Below are 11,207 nucleotides of genomic sequence, written 5' to 3' on the forward strand. Positions count from 1 at the left end.
CAATCAGATCAAAACCTCTTAATAATTGACATTAGTATGGGTGAATCAAAACGTCGTCAATCGGCCCTGGGTGATAAGTATGGACAGGAGGAAAATATCCTGCCTTGGCTACCGATTACCAAAAGTCAAGCAGCCCAAGCTTACAAGTTAACCACTAGGGGGGCATGGATTGGTATAGGAGTTCTAGCTGGGGTTTGGGCGGTTATTCGCTTTGTCGGGCCGGCTTTCGGTTGGTGGGATGTCCAATAAACAACTTGGGGGCGATCAGGTAATCAGAGAGGCAATACAGACTTTAAAATCGGTTTGGTTGACTTTTCCATAAAATTTCTTGGTGGCGGTTGAGTATTCTGGGGTTAAGGTTTTTTGATGATCATCGTTACCGAACCCCGATCGAACGATGGTGACAGGAGATCAGTTGATGATCAAAATTGAAAATCTTAAGCTAATTGTCAAAAATTATGGCCGCTGAAATTATTTGTGTAGGAACGGAATTATTATTAGGGGATATAGTTAATACTAACGCCCAATATTTAGCCCTAGAATTGGCAAAATTAGGCATTCCCCATTATTATCAAACGGTGGTGGGGGATAATGTAGAAAGACTGAAAAAAGCGATCGCTATTGCCCTAGAACGTTCTTCAATTTTAATTTTTACTGGCGGACTCGGACCGACTCCCGACGATTTAACCACAGAAACAATCGCCGATTTTTTTCAAACGCCCCTTAGAGAAGATCAGGAGATTCTAGCGGAAATCGAGGCTAAATTTACGAGTTTAGGACGAGAAATGCCTCCTAGTAATAGTAAACAGGCTTTAATACCGGTGGGAGCCGATTTTTTGCCAAATCTGACGGGAACCGCCCCCGGCATGATCTGGCAACCACAGGCTAACGTGACTATTCTCACTTTCCCCGGAGTACCCTCAGAAATGAAGAGAATGTGGGTAGAAACGGCGATTCCTTACCTAGAAAGTCAAGGATGGGGCAAAGAGAGGATTTATAGTCGTTCTCTGAAATTTCGCGGTATCGGTGAGTCAGCTTTAGCGGAAAAAGTAGCCCATTTATTTGATCTGACTAATCCCACCGTTGCCCCCTATGCTGGTTTAGGCGAAGTTCGTTTGCGAATTGCTACGAAAGCCCCTTCTTTAGAGGCTGCTTTGCAGGTAATTGAACCGGTAGCGACGGAAATTAAGGAAATCGCCGGATTAGATTATTTTGGGGCTGATGATGATACTTTACCCGCAGTGGTGGGGCAACTGTTGCGGCGACAAAAACAAACTTTGAGTGTGGCAGAATCCTGTACTGGAGGAGGATTAGGGGAAATTATCACCCAAATCGCCGGCAGTTCCGATTATTTTTGGGGTGGGGTTATTTCCTACGATAATCGGGTAAAAGTTGCCCTCTTAGACGTAAATGAACGGGATTTAAATAATTTCGGTGCTGTCAGTGCCATTGTTGCCCAACAGATGGCCCTAGGGGTGCAAAAACGCCTCGCTACCGATTGGGGGATCAGTATCACGGGTATTGCCGGACCGGGAGGAGGCAGTGAGACGAAACCCGTGGGTCTAGTTTATATCGGTTTAGCCAGTCCTGACGGAAAAGTGACTGTATCTGAGCATTGTTTCGGAGAAAATCGAGAGCGCTTGACCATTCGCCAGATTAGTGCTTATACCGCCCTTGATCGCCTACGCCGGAATTTACTCCATTGGGTAAAACACTTTCAATGATAATTGTCACCCTCGTGCCTGCCGCTAGGTTTAAGGATTCTTCTAGTTGAAGGACTGTCCAATCAAATACGGCTTCGAGTGCTTGAGGCATTATTTTCTAACTGCTGAGGACGGACTATCTATTGATGTTCATTATAGCCCGCCCCTAGCCCGACAAGATCGGCGTACTGCTAGGCAGTGCCTTCGGCATCCCACTTAGACTCACAGCTTCAATCAATGGGCAGGGTGCGTTCCCAAAAACCCGGCATTAGGGAACGCACCCTACAGCGATAGCGATTGCACTAACGGCAGTAAGTTGAGTCGCCGTAATTAAGTTTTGACTTTTGAAGATCACATTTGAGAAGTCGGCTCCAACGCATTGTTAGACTTCTGCCTTTGGGTGATTTGCATGAGTAGTCGAAGTGCCTCATTAACCGAGTCACTGGTTGGAAATGCCTGAGCAACATCAGGATCTAGTAATACTATATTTGTTCCTGCTCTGTAGCGTTCGACATATTTTCCTCTAACACCACCCTGCATCTTGCTAAAGTCATACTCAGGTCTTGAGTCGTCTTCTAGCTCGTGGTTACTCTCCATCTTCATAAAATCTCCGCTCATTTCGGGTTGCCTCTCGTGCGCTGATAATCCGAACTCGATCTGCTCGATCTGTATGAGGGACTATCAGGATGCGATTAGCATTTGATAATCCAATGATAACGTAACGCTCCTCACCATAGGAATGATCTGGATCAGGGAATGTTATAGATAAAGGATCGTTGAAAACAGTAGATGCCTCGTTGAATGAAACACCATGCTTTTTCCAGTTTGAGTTTGCTTTGTCTGGATTCCATTCCAATTGCATCTAAACAACACTTGCTACTCCATTTCAAAACTTAAGTTTAGTATCAAAAGATGCTTTACATTTCATTAACGATCGGAACGATCAAACTGTGTTATGACCGATCGCTTTGGCAATCACTTAATCTTGGCGATCGATATGATGTAGCCTGTGTTAGCGTCAGCATAACGCACGAATTTTGAACATTAGATCAGGTGCGTTACATTTCATTAACGCACCCTACTGGACTGTTTCAGCTAAAATAGGGCAATAGATTTCGGCTTAAAGTCTTAGATTATAGAATTTATAGCATTTTTCTAATACACCAAATTAGCTGAAACAATCCACTACAAGATCGGCTACCTGAAATTTCATCTATCTGTAACCCTACAGGCCAAAATAGTTTAAAAATCGGCCGAGAATTTCTAGGATAGAAGTAAAGACCATCTTTGCCTACTTTTTCCATGATCCTAGCCGCCGAAACTGGACTAAAAACCGCTACTCTAGACGTAAAAGGCATGAAATGCGCCGGCTGTGTGAGTGCCGTAGAACGACAACTCAGCCAAAATCAAGGGGTAAAATCGGCCCAAGTTAACCTAATCACGGAAATTGCCGTGATTGAATACCAACCAGATGCGATCGCACCAGAGCAGTTAGCTGCAAAATTAACCGCGATCGGATTCCCCACCCAACCGCGCAGCTCATCGACTCCCCTTTCTCAACAAAATCAACGGCTGCAAAACCAACAAAAAGAACGGCAACAACAATTATACCGATTAGCGATCGCTTGTTGTTTACTGGTTTTTTCCCTGATCGGTCACTTACACCACATCGGGGGACCAGAAATCCCCATCTTTCAAAGTATTGCTTTTCACTGGACTTTAGCCACCCTAGCCATTTTATTCCCCGGCCGCGATATTTTCATCGATGGTTGGCGGGGATTACGGCACGGGATGCCAAATATGAATACTCTCGTTAGTTTAGGCACAGGTAGCGCCTATATAGCCAGTTGTTTGGCTCTTATCTTCCCTAATCTCGGTCTAGAGTGCTTTTTCGATGAACCAGTCATGCTGTTAGGGTTTATTCTCCTCGGGCGGACTCTAGAAGCGCATTCCCGTCATCGCGCGGCCGCAGACTTAGAAGCGCTTACTTCCCTACAACCGGCAGTGGCTCACCTGATTGGTAGTACAGATGACCGTGTGGGCGTGGCGATTCCGGTGGAACAGCTGCGCGTCGGGGAATGGGTGCGCGTCTTACCTGGGGAAAAAATTCCCGTGGATGGGGAGATTATTCAGGGAAGAACCACAGTAGATGAAGCTTTGTTAACGGGGGAATCGCTGCCGGTGGTTAAGGAAATGGGAGATTTAGTCATTGCTGGCAGTTTCAATCTCTCTGGTGCGATCGCCGTGCAAACTCGTCAGGTGGGGACCGATACCACCCTAGCTAAGATTATCGCAGCCGTGGAATCAGCCCAAACTCGCAAGGCCCCAGTACAGAAGATAGCGGACCGGGTAGCGGGTTATTTTGCCTACGGAGTCATGATAATTGCCCTAATTGTGCTGCTCTTTTGGTATTTTTGGGGAACTAGGCTGTTTCCAGAGGTGTTAGGGTCAACCACAGGACACCACGAGATGATTCAACCCACTTCTCCCCTACTTTTGTCCCTAAAATTAGCGATTTCCGTGCTTGTGGTCGCTTGTCCCTGCGCTCTCGGTTTAGCCACACCGACGGCCCTACTGGTGGGAACCAGTTTAGCAGCCGAACGGGGTATTTTAATTAAAGGGGGTGATGTTTTGGAAACCGTCTCGCAACTGCAAACGGTGGTTTTTGACAAAACGGGAACCCTTAGCCAAGGTCATCCAGAAATTACCGATTGTTTGAGTTTTTCTGAGCTTAATCCCCTGGAAATTCAACAATTAGCGGCAGTAGTGGAGAGTGGTACTAATCATCCCCTCGCTCAGGCGATTTTAGACGCGGTTACTCTTCCTACTAACCTGACGGGGGAAGATTTTCAAACTGTGGCCGGATTGGGAGTTTCGGCAAGGGTGCAGGGGTCAAAAATTGTTCTGGGAAATCGGCAATGGTTGGCGCAGAACGGCATTAAAATCGATGAAACTATCTGGGGGATTCAAGAGCTTTTACAGGCGGGTAAAACGGTGATTTATCTGGGTAGGGAAGAACAATTACTCGGCGCGATCGCGTTTCAGGATCGATTGCGTCCCGATGCTCAAACAACCGTGAATCAGTTGCAAAAACTCGGTTTAGAGGTGATTTTACTCAGTGGCGATCGCCAAGAAGTGGTGACAGCGATCGCTAATAGTTTGGGTATTAGTCAATTTTATGCCCAAGTTGCTCCCGCCGAAAAATCGGCTTTAATTGCCGATCTACAGACAAAAGAGGGCAAAATCGTGGCTATGGTCGGGGATGGTATCAATGACGCTCCTGCACTAGGACAGGCTAACATCGGTATTGCTCTGGCCGGTGGCACGGAAGTGGCCATGGAAACGGCCGGGATCGTTTTAATTAGCGATCGCCTAGAGGATGTGGTGCAATCTCTGCATTTAAGTCTGGCCACATGGCAAAAAATCCGACAAAATCTTTTTTGGGCTTTGGGTTATAATACCTTTGCTATTCCCATTGCCGGTGGTTTATTACTGCCCCGTTGGGGTCTAGCTTTCAGTCCGGCCCTAGCAGCAGCTTTAATGGCTTTTAGTTCGGTTATGGTAGTGAGTAATTCCCTGCTTTTACGTCGTCAATTTCCTCCGCTCAAATCGACGCAGGAAGGCAAAAACTAAAGCAATTACCGATTTTTTCTCGATAAATCTATAAAGCACCAAAAAGAGCGGCTCTCTTATTCTTTGTGTGATAAGTTTAACTGATACAGGAGCGATCAATCTCTTTGTCCTCTGTGTCTTTGTGGTTCGTTACCCAAGAGAGCCAAGATGGTATTTTGTCCCTGTCTTTGTCAGTTAACGGAGACAGGGACAAATCGGGTTAAGCGGTAATTCTGGTCAGGGATTGACCTTGATAATTGTTGGTAATAATCTGGTGAATAGATTCAAAAAATCGCCGACAACGATTATTAATTCTCAGGGGCAATTCATGATTTTTTACCAATAAATCGATCTGAAGTTCCGAGCTAGTGGGAGGATGGATAAACAATTCCACTTTCACTAACTGGGGAAAGAGAGCATCGTTAGGAACCTCCGATAAAAGCAAGACATCGGACCGGCGCTTGATGATTTCAAATTCACCCAAACTTAATATATCATCGTATAAAAACCCGGTCTGATGAGGAGAAATCCCGACAAAATAGGAACAGCAATAGCGAGCCATGGCAGGGAAAAGATGATAAATTGGTCAAGGTTAATCGGTCAAAATCAGGCCATTGAACTACTACAAAGAGCGCTTGAAGTCAATTCTATCGCTCCCGCTTACTTATTCGCCGGCGCTAAGGGGATTGGACGCAATCTAGCAGCAAAATGTTTCTGTCAAGACTTGTTAACTAGAGATCGATCGCCAGAAACAAGAGAATTAATCCTGAAACGCTTTCTCGGTGGCAATCATCCCGATTTACTCTGGATTGAACCCACTTATCAACACCAAGGCAAACTGCTCACCGCAAAAGAAGCACAGGAAAACAATCTCAAGCGCAAAGCTCCCGCGCAAATCCGCATCGAACAAATTCGCGAGATTACTAACTTTTTAAGTCGTCCTCCCCTCGAATCGGCCTGCTCTGTGGTGGTAATCGAGGCAGCAGACACCATGACGGAATCGGCGGCAAATGCCCTCTTAAAAACGCTTGAGGAACCGGGGAAAGCCACTTTAATCCTGATTGCTCCCAGTCCCTCCTCTTTACTACCGACTCTCGTTTCTCGCTGTCAACATATCCCTTTTCAGCGCCTTTCGGAAGAAAATCTCGCTCAAGTCCTCCGCTCTAACGGACACGCTCGCGTTCTTAATTATCCGGCAATTCTCGGTTTAGCTCAAGGTAGTCCCGGAGAAGCGATCTCCGCTTTAGAGTTTCTCGACAGTCTCCCCCAAGATTTACCGCGATCTTTCAGCAAATTTCCCCTAAAACTCTCCCAAGCACTGGAATTAGCCAAAATTATCGCTCAAACTCTTGACACGGAAACCCAATTATGGTATGTGAGTTATCTTCAGTATGAGGATTGGCAACGACGACGAGAGCGATCGATTTTAGAAATCCTGGAAAAAACCCGCCGGCAGCTGTTGGCCTACGTTCAACCCCGTTTAGTCTGGGAATGCACTTTCTTGGCATTAGCCAAGCTATCCACCGCCCAAAAGTCTTAAAATTGTTATATTTATCGATCGAGTGGGGAGAAAGACCATGAAAATCAAATCCTTAGTTTTGCTGATTCTGTTAAGCTTGACTACGGTTTTAGGCGCTTGTCAGGGAGCAAAAGAAGCCGAAGAACCGAAAAACGTCCCTACCACGGTGGAATCGCCTCAAAAAGACGAAGATGACGATAAAGACGGGGAAAACCAACAAAAAGACGGTGATAATGACCAGAATAAAGACGATGACGATGATGATGACTAAATCCCTAATACAAAAAAATCGGGTGAGTCTTAACCCACCCGATCGCCTATAGATTGAAATCAACCTATAACTGTGGTACAAACTGTTCTTTTTCGGGAACGTAGGCGTATTCAGCCACAATTTGCCGGAATTCTTCCCCATTGATCGTTTCTTTTTCGATCAGCAAGTCCACCACTCGATCGATCACTTCGCGATGATCGCGGACAATTTGCCGAGAAATTTCATGGCAGTGTTCCACGATCGATCGCACCTGATCATCGATACGAGTAGCGACCTTCTCAGAATACTCGGAACGAGTCATCAAACCGCCACCGAGGAACACCTCACCCCCTTGACTTTCTAGGGACAAAGGACCCAAATCGCTCATCCCGAAACGAGTCACCATCTGGCGGGCCATATCAGAAACTTGCTGTAAATCACCACCGGCACCGGTAGTCACCTCATCATAGCCGAAGATTTCTTCCTCGGCCGCGCGACCACCTAAAGCCCCGGAAATTCGGGCCATTAACTGCGCTTTCGTGGTTAAACCCTGTTCTTCGTTGGGAGTGAACCAAGTTAAACCCTGGGCCTGTCCCCGGGGAATCAGAGTCACTTTCTGGACGGGATCGTGATCTTTTAAGAGCGTACCCACGATCGCATGACCCACTTCATGATAAGCAATTAAGCGCTTGCTCTTGCTATCGACTAAAGGAGTGCCTTCCATACCGGCGATAACGCGATCTACCGCGTCATCTATCTCTAGGAGGGTAATGGCATCTTTGCGACGACGGGCGGTTAAAATTGCCGCTTCGTTCAGTAAATTGGCTAAATCTGCTCCACTGAACCCCGGAGTGCGACGGGCGATCGCTTCGATGGAAACGTCGTTAGCCAGCTTTTTATTGCGGGCGTGAACGTCTAAAATCTCTAAACGACCTTTAAAATCGGGCGCATCGACGGTTACTTGGCGATCAAAACGGCCCGGACGCATGAGAGCGGAATCGAGAACATCGGGGCGGTTAGTGGCGGCAATGATAATAATTCCTGTATTCCCCTCGAAACCGTCCATTTCTGTCAATAATTGGTTCAGGGGTTGTTCCCGTTCATCGTTACCACCACCGATACCGGCACCCCGTTGACGACCTACCGCGTCAATTTCATCGATAAATATTAAACAGGGAGCATTTTCCTTGGCTTTTTTGAACAAATCGCGCACGCGAGAAGCGCCGACACCGACAAACATTTCCACGAATTCCGAACCGGAAATGCTGAAGAAAGGCACACCCGCTTCACCAGCGATCGCTTTAGCTAACAGGGTTTTACCCGTACCAGGAGGGCCAACTAACAGGACTCCTTTGGGGATTTTGGCACCAACGGCGGTAAATTTCTCCGGTTGTTTGAGGAAAGTGACAACTTCCTGTAATTCTTCCTTCGCTTCGTCAATTCCTGCCACATCATCAAAAGTGATACCGGTTTTTGCTTCCATCTGGAAACGAGCTTTTGATTTGCCAAAACTCATCGCTTGACCGGGGCCGCCTGGCATATTATTAGAACGGCGGAACAGGAAAAAGAGAGCGGCAATCAGCAAAAAGGGGAAAAGTAGATTACCGAGGAATCCCCACCAAGCGCCGTCATTCCGCATCGGGTGTGCATCGAAACTAATTTTAGAATCCCGTAAACGGGCGATTAAATCCGGGGAATTGGCAGGTAAATCGACCCGTAGGCGTTGTACTCGGTTTTCTAGTTCTGGATCTAGGGCCTGTACGATCGCGGTTCTGCCCCCTTCGTAGAGATCGACGCTAACAACCCTACCACTGTCTAGGTATTCTAGAAAGCGTCCGTAGGTCATGCGGGTACTGGCGGTGTTATTGCCGATATTACTGGTGGCGGTGGCAAAAGTGCCTTGCCAGAGGAAAAAACCGACCACGAGGGCGGGCAATGTCCACAGTAAAATCGTTTTCCAAGATAGTTTCATGTTTGTTTAGTGGTTCTAGGATAAAGATTTTTGCTTAACTCATTTAGCTGTTTTTGTCAAGGATTTTACGTTATTTTTTCGAGATTAATCCCCGCAGCCAATTAAATCTTAACTAAATGTAACGTAATTCTCATAATTCTGACAAGAATGGTGACGAGAGATTTTTTTAGTTCATGTGTTCTAACAAGAGTCTCATGGTTTCTGGGATCAGCTGGATTAGAGACGGACTATATCTATGGTCAAGATTTAACAGTAGAAGTTTTTACTATTCTTTACTCTAGAGCGTGTAAACTACACAGTGTATAAGCTGTTCGCATTAAAGATAGAGTTAGTATCTCAACAAAATTTTTACCCTGATTTGACCTTTATTCACGAGCCAACAGGAGCTAAGTTTGCTATGGATAGAAATTACTATTGATGAGGAGAGTGTTTAGTGAAGTTAACGCCACTTGTACCACCGATTAAGTGTCAAGGAATTAAAACTAAATTGGTGAAAGATATTAAAAATATTGTGTCTGATCTGAGCTTTGGGCGTTGGATAGAACCCTTTTCTGGATCGGGAGTGGTGGCTTTTAATATTAATCCCCAAAAGGCTTTACTTGCAGACACCAATACTCATATTATCCAGTTTTATAATAATCTAAAAAATCAAGTTATTACCAGTAAAACTGTTAAGCTTTTTTTGCAAGAAAATGGTCAATTTCTTAAGGAGCAGGGAGAAAGTTATTATTATCAAGTACGAGAAAGATTTAATCAAGCTCCTAATTCTCTAGATTTTTTATTTCTCAATCGCTCCTGTTTTAATGGCGTGATGAGATTCAATCGCAAGGGAAAGTTTAACGTACCTTACTGTCATAAATCAGAACGATTTTCTCAAGCATATATTACCAAAATAGTCAATCAAGTTATTGCCCTAGAAAATATTCTTATTAAAACTGATTATAATTTTCAAGCTTCTGACTTCCGAGAGACTTTATCTGATTGGCAAAAAACAGACTTGATCTATCTCGATCCTCCTTATTTAGGGAGACACGCCGATTATTTTAACTCTTGGTCTGAAGAGGATGAAGATTGTTTGGTGACTATTTTAAAGGATATTTCTTGTCGGTTTATTTTGTCCACTTGGCACAGTAATCAGTTTAGAAGCAATCCTTTAATTAAAAAAAATTGGAGTGCTGATAAGTTTTATATCTATACTAAACAGCATTTTTATCATGTTGGTTCCACAGAAAAATTGCGCCATCCGATCACCGAAGCGATCATCACTAACTTTAACATTCCCTTGTTGCCAGAGCGAGGAACTGATTTGCAACAACTGTCATTAAGCTGTTCGTAATTTAAATTGCTTGTTGAGACGAGGCAAGAGGCAAGAGGCAAGAGGCAACAGTAAAGGGATTGGGGGAGATTCGGCTAATCTTAAGAATAAGCACTTTAAATGCGTCTTAGCTTATTCCCATCGACAGCAGAAAATGAGGGAGTGAGAACAGTCTAGAAGATGCCTATGGCTAGTTGCAAATTCTCACTCCTTACTATTTATCCTTGGCTTTGGCGCAGATGGTCATTAATTTGGCGTTTACGCTTTTCTTCGGGAGTAGTGCTAGTAATTTCGCCAAAATCTTCGCTACTCATGGAAAGATGGGACATTATCTTTCTTTTGCGCTCTTTAGCAGTTAATTCCGGTGAAGGAGTTACTGGAGGCGGTGCTGCCACAGGTTCCGCTGCCACCGGAGGAGTTTCCACAATTGGCAGCGGTTTTTTGGGAATATAGTCAGCACCAGTGGTACTTCTGGAGAGATGATCGAGAATGCGCCGTTTGCGCTCGTCAGTAGCCATAAAAATCTTTGCCAGTCTAGTGTGAACTTTTGTAACCATCACCCATTGTCAAACATCCCTATCTCCTTGAGAAGTCAAGGGAGATTTTATTTTCAGCGATACCCCTGTCTAATAATCCCATCTCGGACCTTTTTCGCCGCCACTTCTCCAGCCTTTGCCGTTCCGAGTGTCAATGTGGATAAACCCCCGACGCGCTCCGTACCCTAGCGCTCCAAACCAATACCGATCAAGAAACCCCTCAAATTTAGCTAATGATGCCGGGCTGCTTGGTCGAATATCAACCGCTCGACCATAAAGATGTTGAGAGTTACTCGCACC

The 11,207-nt window shown here is 45.3% G+C and carries 13 protein-coding genes; 7 read left to right on the top strand and 6 right to left on the bottom strand.

Translation table 11 applies throughout. The annotated features are described in order from the left end of the window. The first annotated feature begins 36 nt into the window (after positions 1–36). Complete coding sequence (locus MiAbW_RS05300; protein ID WP_151695224.1) at positions 37–249, top strand: DUF2839 domain-containing protein; 213 nt, start codon at positions 37–39, stop codon at positions 247–249. A gap of 209 nt (positions 250–458) precedes the next feature. Next, positions 459–1,724: a competence/damage-inducible protein A gene (locus tag MiAbW_RS05305; RefSeq protein ID WP_151695225.1), complete on the top strand. Its 1,266-nt coding sequence runs from the start codon at positions 459–461 to the stop codon at positions 1,722–1,724. A gap of 330 nt (positions 1,725–2,054) precedes the next feature. Here the strand turns inward: MiAbW_RS05305 and MiAbW_RS05310 are convergent, their stop codons facing one another. Then, positions 2,055–2,321 carry a hypothetical protein gene (locus tag MiAbW_RS05310; protein WP_151695226.1) on the bottom strand — a complete coding sequence of 89 codons (267 nt, stop codon included), beginning with the start codon at positions 2,319–2,321 and terminating at the stop codon, positions 2,055–2,057. Beyond that, positions 2,290–2,565 carry a BrnT family toxin gene (locus tag MiAbW_RS05315; RefSeq protein ID WP_151695227.1) on the bottom strand — a complete coding sequence of 92 codons (276 nt, stop codon included), beginning with the start codon at positions 2,563–2,565 and terminating at the stop codon, positions 2,290–2,292. Before MiAbW_RS05315 ends, MiAbW_RS05310 begins: the two co-directional genes overlap by 32 nt. Before the next feature lie 440 nt (positions 2,566–3,005). On the opposite strand from MiAbW_RS05315, the gene MiAbW_RS05320 reads away from it, so the two are divergent. After that, positions 3,006–5,336, top strand: a complete 2,331-nt coding sequence (locus MiAbW_RS05320) for a heavy metal translocating P-type ATPase (protein WP_151695241.1) — start codon at positions 3,006–3,008, stop codon at positions 5,334–5,336. A gap of 199 nt (positions 5,337–5,535) precedes the next feature. Here the strand turns inward: MiAbW_RS05320 and MiAbW_RS05325 are convergent, their stop codons facing one another. Then, a complete protein-coding gene (locus MiAbW_RS05325; RefSeq protein ID WP_151695228.1) occupies positions 5,536–5,877 on the bottom strand; it encodes a hypothetical protein in 342 nt (113 codons plus the stop codon). A gap of 12 nt (positions 5,878–5,889) precedes the next feature. Here MiAbW_RS05325 and holB point away from each other — a divergent pair, with 12 nt between their 5' ends. Both holB and MiAbW_RS05335 read left to right on the top strand, forming a co-directional pair. Continuing rightward, positions 5,890–6,855 carry a DNA polymerase III subunit delta' gene (gene holB, locus MiAbW_RS05330; RefSeq protein WP_151695229.1) on the top strand — a complete coding sequence of 322 codons (966 nt, stop codon included), beginning with the start codon at positions 5,890–5,892 and terminating at the stop codon, positions 6,853–6,855. Positions 6,856–6,892: 37 nt separating this feature from the next. After that, positions 6,893–7,105 (top strand): neurohypophysial hormones like protein, encoded by a 213-nt coding sequence (locus MiAbW_RS05335; protein ID WP_151695230.1) that lies wholly within the window; start codon positions 6,893–6,895, stop codon positions 7,103–7,105. 64 nt (positions 7,106–7,169) lie between these two features. Here the strand turns inward: MiAbW_RS05335 and ftsH2 are convergent, their stop codons facing one another. After that, positions 7,170–9,056 (bottom strand): ATP-dependent zinc metalloprotease FtsH2, encoded by a 1,887-nt coding sequence (ftsH2, locus tag MiAbW_RS05340; RefSeq protein WP_151695231.1) that lies wholly within the window; start codon positions 9,054–9,056, stop codon positions 7,170–7,172. 298 nt (positions 9,057–9,354) lie between these two features. Between ftsH2 and MiAbW_RS05345 the strand changes: the two genes are divergently transcribed. Next, positions 9,355–9,474: an EcoRV family type II restriction endonuclease gene (locus MiAbW_RS05345; RefSeq protein ID WP_238707196.1), complete on the top strand. Its 120-nt coding sequence runs from the start codon at positions 9,355–9,357 to the stop codon at positions 9,472–9,474. 15 nt (positions 9,475–9,489) lie between these two features. Then, positions 9,490–10,392, top strand: coding sequence for a DNA adenine methylase (locus MiAbW_RS05350; RefSeq protein ID WP_151695232.1), 903 nt, complete (start codon positions 9,490–9,492; stop codon positions 10,390–10,392). A gap of 197 nt (positions 10,393–10,589) precedes the next feature. Here MiAbW_RS05350 and MiAbW_RS05355 read toward each other — a convergent pair whose 3' ends face one another. After that, the gene (locus MiAbW_RS05355) at positions 10,590–10,889 is read right to left on the bottom strand and encodes a hypothetical protein (RefSeq protein WP_151695233.1); all 300 of its coding nucleotides are present in this window, start codon (positions 10,887–10,889) and stop codon (positions 10,590–10,592) included. A 108-nt stretch (positions 10,890–10,997) separates the two neighbouring features. Then, positions 10,998–11,207 (bottom strand): D-Ala-D-Ala carboxypeptidase family metallohydrolase (locus tag MiAbW_RS05360; protein ID WP_151695234.1); only part of this gene is annotated, 210 nt, incomplete at its 5' end.

This window comes from Microcystis aeruginosa NIES-4325 (genome assembly GCF_008974145.1).
GTDB classification, from domain to species: Bacteria; Cyanobacteriota; Cyanobacteriia; order Cyanobacteriales; family Microcystaceae; genus Microcystis; species Microcystis aeruginosa_G.